General features: G+C 71.4%; 13 protein-coding genes. 9 read left to right on the top strand and 4 right to left on the bottom strand.

Translation table 11 applies throughout. From position 1 onward, the window contains the following. The first annotated feature begins 22 nt into the window (after positions 1-22). The 6 genes from ACDF64_RS04160 to ACDF64_RS04135 are packed head-to-tail and all read left to right on the top strand — an operon-like array spanning position 23 to position 6451. The gene (locus tag ACDF64_RS04160; protein WP_394553568.1) at positions 23-1039 is read left to right on the top strand and encodes an LLM class flavin-dependent oxidoreductase; all 1017 of its coding nucleotides are present in this window, start codon (positions 23-25) and stop codon (positions 1037-1039) included. Further along, entirely contained in the window at positions 1036-2712 is a 1677-nt protein-coding gene (locus tag ACDF64_RS04155; RefSeq protein WP_394553567.1) for a dipeptide ABC transporter ATP-binding protein, read from the top strand. The genes ACDF64_RS04160 and ACDF64_RS04155 overlap by 4 nt, the downstream gene beginning before the upstream one ends. Continuing rightward, positions 2705-3760 (top strand): LLM class flavin-dependent oxidoreductase, encoded by a 1056-nt coding sequence (locus ACDF64_RS04150; protein WP_394553566.1) that lies wholly within the window; start codon positions 2705-2707, stop codon positions 3758-3760. The genes ACDF64_RS04155 and ACDF64_RS04150 overlap by 8 nt, the downstream gene beginning before the upstream one ends. Beyond that, on the top strand, positions 3757-4866 hold the full coding sequence (locus ACDF64_RS04145; protein WP_394553565.1) for a peroxidase-related enzyme: 1110 nt from the start codon (positions 3757-3759) through the stop codon (positions 4864-4866). Before ACDF64_RS04150 ends, ACDF64_RS04145 begins: the two co-directional genes overlap by 4 nt. An 8-nt stretch (positions 4867-4874) precedes the next feature. Continuing rightward, positions 4875-5390, top strand: a complete 516-nt coding sequence (locus ACDF64_RS04140; protein ID WP_394553564.1) for a PPOX class F420-dependent oxidoreductase — start codon at positions 4875-4877, stop codon at positions 5388-5390. After that, positions 5387-6451: an LLM class flavin-dependent oxidoreductase gene (locus tag ACDF64_RS04135; RefSeq protein WP_394553563.1), complete on the top strand. Its 1065-nt coding sequence runs from the start codon at positions 5387-5389 to the stop codon at positions 6449-6451. The genes ACDF64_RS04140 and ACDF64_RS04135 overlap by 4 nt, the downstream gene beginning before the upstream one ends. Positions 6452-6486: 35 nt before the next feature. On the opposite strand, the gene ACDF64_RS04130 is transcribed toward ACDF64_RS04135, so the two are convergent. Next, the gene (locus ACDF64_RS04130; RefSeq protein ID WP_394553562.1) at positions 6487-7761 is read right to left on the bottom strand and encodes an MFS transporter; all 1275 of its coding nucleotides are present in this window, start codon (positions 7759-7761) and stop codon (positions 6487-6489) included. 193 nt (positions 7762-7954) lie between these two features. Here ACDF64_RS04130 and ACDF64_RS04125 point away from each other — a divergent pair, with 193 nt between their 5' ends. Next, positions 7955-9133, top strand: a complete 1179-nt coding sequence (locus ACDF64_RS04125; protein WP_394553561.1) for a YbdK family carboxylate-amine ligase — start codon at positions 7955-7957, stop codon at positions 9131-9133. An 18-nt stretch (positions 9134-9151) separates the two neighbouring features. On the opposite strand, the gene ACDF64_RS04120 is transcribed toward ACDF64_RS04125, so the two are convergent. Next, positions 9152-10078 carry an alpha/beta fold hydrolase gene (locus ACDF64_RS04120; RefSeq protein WP_394553560.1) on the bottom strand — a complete coding sequence of 309 codons (927 nt, stop codon included), beginning with the start codon at positions 10076-10078 and terminating at the stop codon, positions 9152-9154. Positions 10079-10156: 78 nt separating this feature from the next. On the opposite strand from ACDF64_RS04120, the gene ACDF64_RS04115 reads away from it, so the two are divergent. Continuing rightward, positions 10157-10831, top strand: a complete 675-nt coding sequence (locus ACDF64_RS04115) for a TetR/AcrR family transcriptional regulator (RefSeq protein ID WP_394553559.1) — start codon at positions 10157-10159, stop codon at positions 10829-10831. A 24-nt stretch (positions 10832-10855) separates the two neighbouring features. On the opposite strand, the gene ACDF64_RS04110 is transcribed toward ACDF64_RS04115, so the two are convergent. Continuing rightward, positions 10856-11641, bottom strand: coding sequence for a hypothetical protein (locus ACDF64_RS04110; RefSeq protein ID WP_394553558.1), 786 nt, complete (start codon positions 11639-11641; stop codon positions 10856-10858). Continuing rightward, positions 11638-12486 carry a FadR/GntR family transcriptional regulator gene (locus ACDF64_RS04105; RefSeq protein ID WP_394553557.1) on the bottom strand — a complete coding sequence of 283 codons (849 nt, stop codon included), beginning with the start codon at positions 12484-12486 and terminating at the stop codon, positions 11638-11640. Before ACDF64_RS04105 ends, ACDF64_RS04110 begins: the two co-directional genes overlap by 4 nt. Before the next feature lie 134 nt (positions 12487-12620). Here ACDF64_RS04105 and ACDF64_RS04100 point away from each other — a divergent pair, with 134 nt between their 5' ends. Further along, on the top strand, positions 12621-13703 hold the full coding sequence (locus ACDF64_RS04100; protein ID WP_394553556.1) for an ABC transporter ATP-binding protein: 1083 nt from the start codon (positions 12621-12623) through the stop codon (positions 13701-13703). Positions 13704-13736 lie beyond the last annotated feature (33 nt).

Raw genomic sequence — 13736 nt, 5'->3', positions numbered from 1 at the left:
GCACTCACGGAGGAGTACCCGCATGACGACCTCGTTCGGTTTCACCGTCTCACAGCGGGCGTCGCTCATCGGCGGCGACCCGCTCAAGGACCTCATCCGTCTCGGCGCCCAAGCCGAGCAGTCCGAGTTCATCGACACGATCTGGGTGGGCGACAGCCTCACCGTCAAGCCCCGGCCCGACGCGATCGTGCTCCTCGGCGCACTCGCTTCACTCACCGAGCGAGTGCGCCTCGGCGTGGCCTGCATGGCCACCTTCCCGGTACGTGACCCCATCCAGTTCGCACTGCAGTGGTCGAGCCTCGACAACCTCAGCGACGGTCGCTCGCTGCTCGCCGTGTGCAACGGAACTCAGAAGGCGGGAGGCGGATCGGAGATCGAGGGCGGATACTTCGGCGGCATCACCGACCCCGAGCGCCCGCTGCGACTCGAGGAGAACATCCGGATCGTGCGCGCGCTCTGGACGGGGGAGACCGTCGATTTCGACGGCGAGTTCACGAGCTTCCGCGACCTCCGCATCACTCCGACGGTGCAGCAGCCCGCCCCGATCTGGATCGCCGGAATGCCGGCTTTCAACACCAAGCTCGGGGATCGCTTCTTCGAGCGTGTCGCCCGATACGCGGACGGCTACCAGATCACCACCCGGTCGGCCTCGGTGATCGCTGCGGCGCGGGAGCAGATCAGTGCGGCATTCGACCGACTCGGCCTTCCGCACCGGGAGATTCCGATCGCGGCATACACCGGGGTCGCGGTCGGCGAGGACCGAGCGAAGACGCTTGCGACGGTCGGAGGATTCCTCGACGGCTACTACGGCCGCGGCGCCTTCGCGCCGGAGCGTCTCGGGTTCGCGGGGGCGTTCGGCTCGCTCGACGAGACCGTCGAGCAACTCGTCGAGCTCGTGGAGAGCGGTGTCGATCACATCTCGCTTCGACTGCTCAGCCTCGACACCCGGGCTCAGTTCGATCTCCTCGTGTCCGAGGTGCTGCCCGCGGTCGCCGCGGCCACCCCGATCGCGTCGGCGGCGCTCCAGGCGGTTCGATGACCACGCCGCTCGTCGAGATCGAGAACCTCAGCGTCGACTTCCCGACGAAACGGGGGGTCACGCACGCCGTGCAGGGCATCAGCTTCCACGTCGACCCGGGCGAGTGCTTCGCGATCGTCGGCGAGTCCGGATCGGGCAAGAGCGTCTCTGCACGATGCCTGGTGGGCTTGAACGGACGCGCTGCCACCGTGTCCGCGTCGAAGCTCGAGTTCGCCGGTCGCGACCTGCTTCGACTCAGCCCCGACCAATGGCGCGACCTGCGCGGCAAGGACGTGGGTTTCATCCTGCAGGACGCGCTGGTCTCCCTCGATCCGCTTCGCACCATCGGGGCCGAGGTCGGCGAACTCCTGCGAACCCACAAGATCGTTCCGCGCGAGGAGATCGCGACCCGCGTGAACGAACTGCTCACGCTCGCGGGCATCCCGGACGCCGACATTCGTGCCAGACAGCACTCGCACGAACTCTCCGGCGGTCTCCGACAGCGCGCGCTGATCGCCTCCGCCATCGGCGGGAACCCGTCCCTCATCATCGCCGACGAACCGACCACCGCTCTCGACGTCACCGTGCAGCGACAGATTCTGGAGCTGCTCGAGCGCCTCTGCTCCGACGGGACCTCGCTGCTCCTGGTCAGCCACGACCTCTCGGTGGTCTCGCGTCTGGCCGACCGGGTCGCGGTGATGCACAACGGGGTCATCGTCGAAACCGGGCCCACCGACGAGGTGCTGGGCTCGCCCCGAGATCCGTACACCAAGCGCCTGCTCGCGGCTGTGCCGTCCGCCCACCCGAAGGGTGCGCGACTCTCCGGGCCGCGCGCCACCCTGACTCAGGTGGAGGATCGGTCCCCCCTCCGTCCTCCCCGCGTCACGTCCGACGGCGGTGTCCCACTTCTCGAAGGAACCGATCTGGTCAAGACGTACCCGGGGCCGGGCGGCAGCACGCGAACCGCGGTCGCGGGTGTCTCGTTCCGTCTCGACGCGGGCAGATCACTCGGCATCGTCGGCGAATCCGGTTCGGGCAAGACGACGCTGGCCAGGATGGCGTTGGGCCTGGTGGAACCCGACTCCGGCACGGTGCTGCTCGGCGGGGAGCCATGGAGCGATCTGCGCGAGCGTGCGCGCCGTCCGCGCCGAACCCAGCTCCAGGTGATCTCACAGGACCCGCTCGGCTCGTTCGACCCGCGCTACGACGTGCAGAAGATCATCGGCGAGGTGCTCAGCGCGATCAAGCTCCCCCGCCAGCAGTTCAAGTCCCGCACCCTCGAGTTGCTCGACCAGGTCGGGCTCGACGGGGACTTCGTGAGCCGGAATCCGCTGCAGCTCTCGGGCGGACAGCGTCAGCGCGTCGCGATCGCGCGCGCCCTGGCGGCAGAACCCTCGGTCATCGTCTGCGACGAGCCGGTGTCGGCGCTCGACATCTCGATCCAGGCGCAGATCCTCGACCTGCTCGGGGACCTCAAGAGCGAGCTCGGCGTCTCGCTGCTGTTCATCTCGCACGACCTCAGCGTGGTGTACCACGTGTGCGACGACGTGCTCGTGATGACCGACGGACGAGTCGTCGAATCCGGAAGCGTCGAAGACGTGTTCCGCAATCCGCTCCATCCCTATACCCAGGTCCTCTTCGAAGCCTTCCCGCGACTCCCCACCGACCAACTACTGGAGGCCACACATGGCTGATCGCGAGCGCTCGCTGCGCCTCGGATTCTTCACCTACATGGACGACAGTCCGGATGCGGCCGAGGCGTATCAGCGCGGGTTCGAGCTCTTCGCCTTGGCCGATGAACTGGGCCTGGACACGGGGTGGGTGGCGCAGCACCACTTCGGCCGCCATGGCAGCCTGCCCAACCCGTTCCCGTATCTCAGCGCCGTCGCCGCCCGCACCCACGGGATCGGTGTGGGTACCGCGATCGTCGCGCTGCCCTACGAGGAGCCGCTCCGACTCGCCGAGGACGCGGCAGTGTTCGAGACGCTGTATCCAGGACGGCTGCAGCTCGGTCTCGGCACCGGCGGTGCCGACCGCAGCGCCGTTGCCCTTGGCAAGGCGAACATCGACCGCCGCGAAGCGCTCGAGCGCGAGCTTCCGATTCTGCGGGGCCGCTTCGCCGGCGAGAACGTCGCGGGCGAGAACACCCCCCTCCATCCACCGGCCCCCGCACTCGCCGACCGGCTCTGGGTCGGCAGCGGATCGCCCCGCGGCGTGGAGCACGCCGGATCCAACGGCGCCGGACTGCTGCTGTCGCGGACGGCGTGGGGTCCGGACTCGGCCCGCACCTCGGAAGTCCAGGTCGCGCTCGTGGAGGCCTACCAGAACGCCGCGCGCGCCCACGGTCACGAGCCGAGGATCGGGGTCTCCCGCACCATCTATCCGGGACGCGATCGGGCGAGCGCGCTCGCAGATCTGGTCGACAGCGTCGTCGCGTTCCACACGCCGATGGCAGGTCACGGCATGGTGAGCGAGGCGTCCACGGTCGCGGAGATCTTCGCCGCGCACAACATCCACTACGGCAGCCCGGACGACATCGTCGAATCACTTCTCGCCGACCGGACGCTCGCGCAGGCCGACGAACTGGTGTTCCAGGTTCAGCCAGGGCAGCCGGGATTCGACGCACTCCTGCGGACGGTCAGGACCGTCGCAACCGAGATCGCTCCGGCCCTCGGATGGCGCCCGCGCTGGGAGACGCAGGCCACGACGGATGAGCACACGCTGGAGGCAGTCGCCCGATGACCATCGAAACCGCACTCGAATCCCGGACCACCGACTGGTTTGCCGACGAAGTGCTCGGTGAAGGCGAACGACGGGCCCTGTGGGAGCAACGTCCGCTGATCACCGCACACGTGGGACGCACGTTCGACGCCGTCTTCGGCGGCGACCCGCAGCGACTGAGCGAGGTGGAGCGCTTCAGCGCGGCTCGAGCCGCCGCCGAGATCTCCGGCGCCGGCGCGCTCGCCGAGGCGTACGGCGCCGAGCTCGACGCACTGGGCGAGGACGTCGCCGAAGCCGCAGGCCCCCGTCTCGACGCGATCGTGAACTTCGCCACCATCGTCGCGGCCGATCCCGTGCACATCGGTGATGCGCACTACGACGCGCTCCGTGCGGTGGGACTCGGCGAAAGCGCCCTCGTCACGCTGACCCTGCTCGTCGGATTCGTCTCCTACCAGGTGCGCGCGCTCGCTGCGCTCACCGCGCTCGAGGGCAGCGCCGATGACCCGGTGGCCGCACCGGTCCCCACCGCGGGCATCGTCAAGGGTCTCGAGGACATCGACTTCACGCTCGCGCCGCTCGACTGGAAACCACGCGTCGAGGTGCTCGAGGTCTCCACGGCGACCGAGCGTGAGCTCGAGGTGCTCGATGCGATGGGTCCATGGGCGCGCCGGCATCCGTTCACCCTCACCCTCGGCCGTGACGCCGAGGTGTTCTTCGAACGCGACAAGCTCACCGATGCATCGATGGAATCGATCGTCCACGGCGATGCACTCCCTCCCGCCGAGCGCGAGTTCGCAGCACTCGTCGAATCGCGCGTCACCGGGTGCCGCTACTGCGCCTTCGTGCACGGCAACGCCTCGATCAAGCTCGGTGGTGACCGCGACGCGGTGCACGCCGTGATCAAGGACGGAATCGACGCAGACCTCGGTCAGCGAGCTCGCGCGATCGCGGACTTCTCCGCAGAGCTCGCAGTCACTCCGCCCGCGCCGACGGGCGCGGCTGTGCAACGACTGCGAGACGCGGGCCTGAGCACCGGCGAGATCCTCGACCTCAGTTACGCGGTGGCGCAGTTCGCGTGGGCGAACCGCACCATGCTGCCGCTCGGCCAGACCGTGAAGCCCGAGTAGGAGCGACCATGAGCGACGAAACCACCACCATCGATCGCGCCGAGCGCGCTCCACTGACGCCGGATGCCCTGCTCGACCTCTTCAGCCGGAGCACCTTGGGAATCCTGGCCACCATCAAGAAGGATGGGCGGCCGCAGTTGTCGAATGTGGGGTACCACTTCGATCCCGAGACGCGGGTGGCTCGGATCATCGCTGCCGGCTTCCGCGCCAAGACCCGGAATCTCAGTCGCGACCCCCGCGCGAGCATCCACGTGTCGAACAAGGGCTTCAGCCAGTGGCTGGTCGGCGAAGGGATCGCGGAGATCTCGGAGCCGTGCGTGACACACGAGGACGTGATCGCCGAGGAGATCTTGGCGCTACCGGGGTTCGATCACTTCGCTCCGGGCCCGGAGCGCGACGCGTTCCTCGCCGAGTACCCGATCATCGGGCGACACATCATCCGTGTGCGGGTGGACCGTGTCTACGGCGGCGAGTCATCCGCCGCACTCGGCATCAGCTTCAACCTGGAAGAAGTCAACGCATGAGCGCACCGAACTTGATTCCGCGTCAGGGGCCGTTGCGGCTCGGGTTCTTCAGCTACGCGAGCGGGCCGGGCACCGCGACCGAGGTCTACCGCGACGTCACTGAGCTGTTCGTCGCGTCCGAGAACCTCGGACTGGACTCGGTCTGGATCGCGCAGCACCACTTCGGCTCCCACGGCGGCCAGCCCTCGCCGCTGCTCTTCCTTGCTTCCGTCGCCGAGAGGACCAGCAGGATCTCACTCGGCACGGCCGTGCTCACGCTGCCCTTCGACAACGCGCTGCGGGTCGCGGAGGAGGCGGCGATCATCGAGACGCTCTATCCCGGCCGACTCGAGCTCGGGTTCGGCACGGGTTTCGGCAGCCCCGGCCTGCACGCCGCATTCTCGGTCGAGGCCGACCAGCGACGTCCCGTCTTCACCGAGGCGATCACGCGCATCCGCTCGGCACTCGCCGGCATCCCCCTCGACGACGACGGCGCGGTGCTCTACCCGCCGGCACCCGGGCTGCTCGACCGCCTCTGGGAGGGGCCGTCTCAGCCCGCCGGAGTCGACGAGGCGGCGCGGCGGGGCAGCGGGCTGCTGCTGTCCAGGGTGGCGATCGGCGCCGGCGCGACGCCCACGCCCGAGGTGCAGATCCCACTGGTCGAGCGGCACGGCACGATCGTGTCAGGGCAGGGACTGGCCCCGAGAGTCGCCCTGTCCCGTACGATCTTCCCGGCCGCGAGCCGCGCCGCCGCCCGGGAGGCGTTGCTGCCGGGATTCCAGCCGATGATGAAAGCGCTGTCGGATTCCGTGCCCGAGTTGAAGGAGCTCTCGTACGAGGAGTTCCTCGCGTTCTCGAACGTGCACTACGGCGATCCCGAGGACATCGTGTCCTCGCTGCGCGCCGAGCCGCTCATCGACGCCGTCACCGAGCTGATCTTCCAGGTACAACCCGCGAACCCGACCCAAGCCGAAACCCTCGCGGTGATCGAGACCGTCGCCACCGAGATCGCGCCGAGGTTCGGGTGGGCGCCGGCAGGGTCCGACGAGCGGGGGTGGGTGAGCAGTCGCGTCGACGCATGAGCGACGCCACGCGGGGTCGGCGGGGCGCCGACCCCTCACGCCGCGTCGACCGCCGGCCGCTCCTTGAGCAGCAGCGCCGCGCCCGCGCCGAGGAGCACCACGAGCGGCATGATCCAGAGCACCGCCTGGTAGTCGGCGAGGTCCGGGGCATCCGGCAGCAGGCTCGACGGGATCGAGGTCAGCAGGCCGCTCACGAGGAACGCCACGCCGTTGACGATCGCGGCCGCGCTGCCGATCAGCGACGGCTCGACCGATTCGCCCGAGATCGTGAATCCGAGCATCTGCACGCCCGAGAACAGGCCGACCGCGAGCATCAGGACCGACGCGACGCCCTTGCCCTCGAACGGCAGGTAGATGACGAGCGTGATCGCGAGCGCCTGGAGCAGCAGCCCGAAGAACGCCGGCCACTTGCGGCTGCGCCAGCGGTCTGAGATCACGTTGGCCAGCGGTGCGCCGGCCGCGAGGCCGAGCCAGGCGAGCGCGGTCATGAGGGTCGCGAAGTCGGCATCGGCGCCGCGGGCCTGGATGATCCGCGGGCCCCACAGCACGCCGACGGCGAGCATCGTCCCGAACCCGGCGCCCGCGATCGCCGCGGCAAGCACGACCTTCACGTTGGAGAAGCACCGGCCGAGGTTCCGGAAGATCTCGACGAGCACGTTGGGCCGGGGCGGGGCATCCGCGGGCGCCTGGGCCGGGTGCGTGTCCGGGTCGTGCACGAAGATCAGGAACAGCACCACCAGGATCGCGCCGAACGTGCCGAACATGAGCAGCAGCTGCTGCCAGCTCAACGCGTGGAGGAAGAACACGATCGCGGGCTGCCCGACGGCCGCGCCGAGGCTCGCGGCCGCCTGCACGAGACCGAACATGAGGCCGTAGCGTTCGGCCGGGAACCACTTGCCGCCCACGTACCCGGCGCCGACGAAGCCGAAGGATGCCCCGAGCGCGAGCACGACCTGCGCGATCGCGAGGGTCGCGAAGTCGGTGGTGCCCGCGTACAGGAACGCGCCGACGGCGACGAGCGCGACCGCGATGGCGAGCAGCGGCCGGGTTCCGAAGCGGTCGAGGAGCGACCCGCTGAAGAACTGGACGAGCGCGAAGCTCCAGGTGTAGATGGATGCCGCGAGCCCGATCTGCGCGAGCGTGAGGCCCGCGGTCTCCTGGATCTCCGGCGAGACGACCGCGTAGCCGGTCTGGATCGCGAAGAGCCAGACGACGAACGTGGTCGCCAGGATCCAGATCAGCCACGCCTCGGGTCCGCCGAGCCTGCTGAAGCGGAGGCGGTTCCCGGGCGGCGCGATGTAGCCCCCCATGGGGACAGTGAACACCCGCGGGCCGGACAGGCGGAAGGGCGGGCGCGCAAGTTCTCCGCCTGAGCGTCGGCAGGGTCCTTGCTGGGACTCTGCCGACGCATTGCGTCAAGCCCTTTCCGACGGCCGTGCGATGGGGCATCGTGGATGCCGCGGCATCGACGTCGACAGGTCGTGCGCGTCGGGGGAGGCAGCGATGGACGAGTTCGCTTCGGAGGCGATCGGCGTGTTCCCGACGCCGGATCCCGACCCGTTCGACATCGCACGCGGGCGCGTCGGCGACCCCGTGCCGTTCGGCGTCGAGGAGGAGTTCGTGCTCCTCGACCCGGACACGCTGCACCCGGTCGCATCCGGGCCCGCCGTGCTCGCGCGGATGCACGCCGCCGGGTTCGCCCGTGCGACCTCGGAGCTCCTGGCCTCCCAGGTGGAGAGCGCGACCGGCATCTGCCGCACCGGCGACGAGGCCTGGCTCGAACTCGCGGCATTCCGCCGCTCACTCCTGGCGGCGGCCGCGGCCGAGGGCCTGATCCCCGCGCCGACCGGGACGCCGTTCGCCGCGCTGCACGGACCCGAGGTGTCGAAGTCGCCGCGGTACCAGCGGATGAGCGCCGACATCGGCGCGATCGTCGACGACCACCAGGTCTGCGGGCTCCACGTCCACGTGGGCGTCGACGCGCCGGAGGACCGGGTGCGGGTCCTCAACGCGATGCGACCGTGGATGCCGCTGCTCACCGCGCTCGCCGCGAACTCGCCGTTCTGGCGCGGTGCCGACACGGGCTTCGCGAGCTGGCGCACGATCGTCATGCGCCGCTGGACGACCGCGGGCGTCCCGGGCGCGTTCGCGGACGCCGCCGACTACGACCGGCGCATCCGCGACCTCGTGGGCCTCGGGGCGACGCGCGACCGTGCCGCGGTGGCCTGGATGATGCGGATCTCGCACCACCTGCCGACCGTCGAGCTGCGGTTCGGCGACGCGCAGCTGCATCCGGACGACGCGATCGCGATCGCGCTGCTGTGTCGCGCGATCGCGACCGCAATCCTGGCCGACCCGCGCGGTCCGGTCGGGCGGCACGGTTCGGTGGATGCCTCGATGCGCGCGGCCCCCGTCGAGGTCGTGTCCGCCGCGGTCTGGGCGGCCGCCCACGAGGGCCACTCCGCGCTCGTGCCCGATCCGATCCGGGGCGGCCTCGCGTCGGTGCCGGCGGTGGTCGCGAACCTGCTCGACGCCATCGACGCCGAGCGCACGTGCCGGGACGCGCTCGCGGAGCTCCTCGCACGCGGTGCCGGCGCCGAACGCCAGCGTGCCGCGTTCGCACGCGACGACGTGGCCGGCCTCGCGCGGCTCTACCGGGAGCTCGGCGACACGATGCCGTGAGCCGAGCACGTCACGTGATCAGGCGGTGACGTCGGCGGTCGCGGGCCGGCCGAGGCCCGAGGCATCCACGCCCGCGAGTCCGTCGGTGACGAAGCCGACGATCGCGTCGAGGGTCGGCTCGGCGCCGAGGACCGCGTTGTGGCCGCTGCCGCCCGTGAGCACGAGCCGCGCGCGGTCGCGGTGCGCCGCGTGCAGGCGGACCGCCTCGCCGACGGCGACCTCGCGGTCGTCCCGGTCGTGCACGACGAGGAGGGGGAGCCCGCGGGGCAGCGGGTCGGCGACCGCGTCGAAGCGGGGCCACGGGTCGGCGATCCCCGGCATGACCCGGCGAGCGAACCGTCCGGCGAGCCGGTCGCACGCGTCGGGCCCGAGGCCAGTGAGGGCGCCGAAGCCGTCGACCAGGTAGCGCGCGTCGGCCATGCCCGCGATCGTGACGACGCGGTCGGCGCGGACGCCTTCGCGGACGGCGGTGAGCGCTGCGAGCGACCCGAACGAGTGGCCGATGATCGCGTGGAACCGGTCGTTCCGCAGGTGCAGGGCGTCGATGATCGCGAGCCAGTCGCGGATGTCGGCCCGGCGGCCGGGGGCGTCGCCGTGCGCGGGCGCGTCGAAGGCGATGACGCGGTGCCCCTCGGCGCGGAGCTCGCGGACGATCGTCGCGAACTGCGAGGCGCGCCCGCGCCAGCCGTGCGCGAGCAGCACGGGCGCGCCTCGCCCGGTCCATTCGTAGACGATCGCCTCGCGGCCCCGGCGGTCGCCGGGGTGCGCGGGCAGGCGGAGGGTCGACCGCGCGGCCGTCCCGTGCGTCGCGAGGTCGCCCGGCCGGACCTTCGCCGGGGGGCGCGTCGAGCGGAACACCGGCTCGGCGAGGCGGGCCGCGAGGCCCGGGGAGACGCGCTCGGCGGTGCGGAGCGAGGCGAACACGGCGTCGGCAGCGGGATGCATCGGAGTCCTCCGGCGGATGAGTGTACGTACGAACGATCGTTCGTAGATTATACGAACGTTCGTACGTACACTAGGGGGATGTCGGAATCCAGCGTCATCGTCGACGGGAGGCGGGCGAGAGGGGATGCCTCGCGCCGCGCGATCCTCGCCCACGCCGTCGACCTCGCGTCGGTCGAGGGGCTCGACCAGCTCTCGATCGCCCGCATCGCCGATGCCGCGAGCGTCGGCAAGTCGAGCGTCGCCACGCTCTTCGGCAGCAAGGAACGGCTCCAGCTCGCGGCCGTCGAGGCCGCGCGCGAGCGGTTCGTCGCCACCGTCGTCGTGCCGGCGCGCGTCCAGCCGCGGGGCATCCGTCGCCTCGTCGCGCTGCTCGACCGCAACGTCGCCTACTCGCAGGACCGCGTCTTCCCCGGCGGCTGCTTCTTCTCGACCGCGGCATCCGACTTCCACTCCAAGCCCGGGCCGGTGCGCGAGGCGCTCGCCGACGCGCTCGACGCGTGGATCGCGTACCTCGAGGCGTCCGCGCGATACGCGGTCGAGCTCGGCGAGCTGCCGGGCCTCGACGACCCCGCCCAGCTCGCGTTCGAGCAGCAGGGGATGTTCGAGTGGATGAACCTGCTCGCGACGATCCGCGACACCGACGAGCCCTACCGCCGCGGGCGCCGCGCCTACCGCGATCGGCTCGTCGCGCTCGGCGCCGACACCGCGATCGCGGACTCCCTGCTCGAACCCGCCGCCGCCCTCCGGGTCTGACCCGACCGTCCCTCGGGCTCCGGATCAGCCCTCGAGGACCAGCGCGAGCGACGTGTCGCCGCACGGCACCACGGCCGCGCCGCCCGCGAGCCGCGCGGCGGGCGCCCCCTCGGGCCGGTCGCGGAGCGGGGCCAGCGCGTCGGCGAGCCCGTCGAGCCGGAGCAGCGACCCCGGTGCGCGGTGGGCGTCGGTCGAGGCGACCACCCGGGTCGATGCGTTCACCAGGCTGCACGGATGCCCCGACCCGCGCAGCACCGGCAGCAGCACCTGCTCGAGGCGGGCGACGTAGACGTCGGTGCCGACGAGGCCGACGAGTTCGCCGCCGACCGTCACGGGCGTCGTGATGGTCACGGTGTAGTCGTCCGTGCAGAGGTAGTCGACGTACGGGCCCGTGAGGTGCCGCCGGCCTGTTCGGGCGGGCACGCGCCACCACTCGAGCGTCGTGTAGTCGCGGAACTGCTCCGAGTCGGGGTCGCTCACCGCGTCGAGCCGCCGCACGCCCGAGCCCGCTCCGGCGCCGAAGGTGTTCGCCGCGCCGAGCCACCACGCGAGGTGCCAGGGCGCATCGGGCAGGTAGCCGGGATCGGCGACGAAGCCGGCGCCGGTGACCAGGCCGTCGATGCGCCCGAGCTCCGGGCGGACGAGCGACTCGACGAACGGGTCGAGCTCGCGTGCGGTCGGCTCGTCGCGGCGCGCGAGCTCGGCGGCGAGCGCGTCGCGCCAGCCGTCGATCGTCGCGAACACCGGGTCGATCGTCGAGGCGACCAGCGTCGCGACGCGCGACGCGGACAGGTCGATACCGAGCGTCATGCGCGCTCTCCCTCCAGGACGGGTGCGGGGCCGGGCAGGTCGGGTGCGGGATGGGGCGGTGCGGTCGCCGCGGGCGCGACGACCTCGGCCGGCGCGGTGGATGCCTCGAGCCGCACCTTCTCGTCGAGCAGCCACTCGAGCGCCTCGGCGATGTGCGCGACGGTCGCGCGCCGCGCGGCCTCCGGATCGACCGAGCGGATCGCCTGGATCACGTCCAGGCGGGCCCGGCGGCTGCGATCGCGCGAGCGCTGCTCGCGCAGGCACAGCCACAGGAGGGGCCCGGCCTCGGCCTGCAGGCGCAGCTCCTCGTGCACGAGCCGGGGGGACTGGCTGACCGCGGCGATCTCGAGCTGGAACCGCCCGACCGCGCGCCGCGCGCCGCCGGCCGTCGTGAGGTCGGCGCGCGCGTCGACGTCGGCGAGGTTCTCGAGGTCGTCGTCGCTCGCGCGGTCGGAGGCGACTTCGGCGGCCATGCCCGCGATCGCGGCGTAGTGCAGCGAGAGGTCGCGCAGCTCGATCCGGCTGAGCGCGCGCACGCGGTCGTCGATGAGCCGTTGCGAGGCATCCCGGTCGTAGGTGACGAAGCTGCCGCCGTCGCGGCCGCGACGCGTGAGCACGAGGCCCTTGTCGCGGAGCGCGAGGAGCGCCTCGCGCGCGGTGACGACGGCCACGCCGAGGCTCCGGGCGAGGTCGGTCTCGCTCGGGAGGCGCTCGCCGTCGCGCAGGACGCCGGCCACGATCGCGTCGGTCAGGCGCTGCTCGACGAGCTCCGCTCGGCCCGCGCCGTCGAGCGGCGAGAACACGACGGCCCTGGTCGCGTCCGCGCGGCGCGTGGCCTGGGGCATCCCGACCTCCTGCAGCTCGCCGTCGATTCCGTGACCTGAACGTAACACGTTCGTCTGGACTTAGACATATGGATCCATATGATTTCGAGTAACGGCACCCGCTCCACCGGGTGGCTGCACCGAAGGAGGCGCACATGACCGACCGGCACCCGGCGATCCGGCTGACTGGACTCACCAAGGAGTTCGGGGCCGTCACCGCGGTCGATCACGTCGACCTCGAGATCGGGGCGGGCGAGTTCTTCTCGATGCTCGGCCCGTCCGGTTCGGGCAAGACCACGGTCCTCCGGCTCATCGCGGGCTTCGAGCAGCCGACCTCCGGCACGATCGAGCTCTTCGGCGAGGACGTCACCCGGCGCGCGCCGTTCGACCGCGACGTGAACACCGTGTTCCAGGACTACGCGCTCTTCCCCCACATGAGCGTGCTCGAGAACGTCGCCTACGGCCTCCGCGTGCGCGGCATCGGACGCAGGGAACGGCACGAGCGCGCCCGCCGCGCCCTCGCGAGCGTGCGCCTCGAGCCCTACGCCGACCGCCGCCCCTCGCAGCTCTCGGGCGGCCAGCGCCAGCGCGTCGCACTCGCCCGCGCGACCGTGGTCGAGCCCAAGGTGCTGCTCCTCGACGAGCCGCTCGGCGCGCTCGACCTGAAGCTCCGCGAGCAGATGCAGGTCGAGCTGAAGCAGATCCAGCGCGAGCTCGGCATCACGTTCATCTTCGTCACCCACGACCAGGAGGAGGCCCTGACCCTCTCCGACCGCGTCGCGGTGTTCCACGACGGGCGCATCCAGCAGCTCGGCACGCCCGCCGAGCTCTACGAGCGGCCGACCTCGCGGTTCGTCGCCGACTTCGTCGGCACCTCGAACCTCTTCGACGAGGATGCCTCGGTGGCAGTGCTCGGCCGGAAGGGCACGCACTCCATCCGGCCCGAAAAGCTCTCGGTCGTCGCACCGGACACCGCCGAACCCGCGCTCCGCACCGCTCGGGGCACCGTCGTCGAGGCGATCTACCTCGGCAGCGGCATCCGCATCGTTGTCGACCTCGACGCCGGGCCCCGCATCAGCGTGCTCGAGCAGAACGCGCGCGGCCGGCTCCACGACGACCAGCGCGGCGACCGCGTGCTCGTCGCCTGGCACGACGACGACGTCGTCGAGCTGCGAGCGGATGTCCCCGGCGGCGCATCCGTCGCCTACCCCCTGACCGGGGTCTCCGAGGCCGTCTGACGAGCGGCGCCCACCGACCGCACCACCGCACCA

Source organism: Agromyces sp. MMS24-JH15 (assembly GCF_043518605.1).
In the GTDB taxonomy this organism is placed as follows: Bacteria; Actinomycetota; Actinomycetes; order Actinomycetales; family Microbacteriaceae; genus Agromyces.
Note: the sequence above shows the minus strand (reverse complement) of the source record. Positions and strands in the feature narration are given on the sequence as shown.

Coding starts and splice junctions, on each gene's coding strand:
- ACDF64_RS04160 (WP_394553568.1), top strand. CDS start 23: ATGACGACCTCGTTCGGTTTCACCGTCTCACAGCGGGCGTCGCTCATC.
- ACDF64_RS04155 (WP_394553567.1), top strand. CDS start 1,036: ATGACCACGCCGCTCGTCGAGATCGAGAACCTCAGCGTCGACTTCCCG.
- ACDF64_RS04150 (WP_394553566.1), top strand. CDS start 2,705: ATGGCTGATCGCGAGCGCTCGCTGCGCCTCGGATTCTTCACCTACATG.
- ACDF64_RS04145 (WP_394553565.1), top strand. CDS start 3,757: ATGACCATCGAAACCGCACTCGAATCCCGGACCACCGACTGGTTTGCC.
- ACDF64_RS04140 (WP_394553564.1), top strand. CDS start 4,875: ATGAGCGACGAAACCACCACCATCGATCGCGCCGAGCGCGCTCCACTG.
- ACDF64_RS04135 (WP_394553563.1), top strand. CDS start 5,387: ATGAGCGCACCGAACTTGATTCCGCGTCAGGGGCCGTTGCGGCTCGGG.
- ACDF64_RS04130 (WP_394553562.1), bottom strand. CDS start 7,761: ATGGGGGGCTACATCGCGCCGCCCGGGAACCGCCTCCGCTTCAGCAGG.
- ACDF64_RS04125 (WP_394553561.1), top strand. CDS start 7,955: ATGGACGAGTTCGCTTCGGAGGCGATCGGCGTGTTCCCGACGCCGGAT.
- ACDF64_RS04120 (WP_394553560.1), bottom strand. CDS start 10,078: ATGCATCCCGCTGCCGACGCCGTGTTCGCCTCGCTCCGCACCGCCGAG.
- ACDF64_RS04115 (WP_394553559.1), top strand. CDS start 10,157: ATGTCGGAATCCAGCGTCATCGTCGACGGGAGGCGGGCGAGAGGGGAT.
- ACDF64_RS04110 (WP_394553558.1), bottom strand. CDS start 11,641: ATGACGCTCGGTATCGACCTGTCCGCGTCGCGCGTCGCGACGCTGGTC.
- ACDF64_RS04105 (WP_394553557.1), bottom strand. CDS start 12,486: ATGCCCCAGGCCACGCGCCGCGCGGACGCGACCAGGGCCGTCGTGTTC.
- ACDF64_RS04100 (WP_394553556.1), top strand. CDS start 12,621: ATGACCGACCGGCACCCGGCGATCCGGCTGACTGGACTCACCAAGGAG.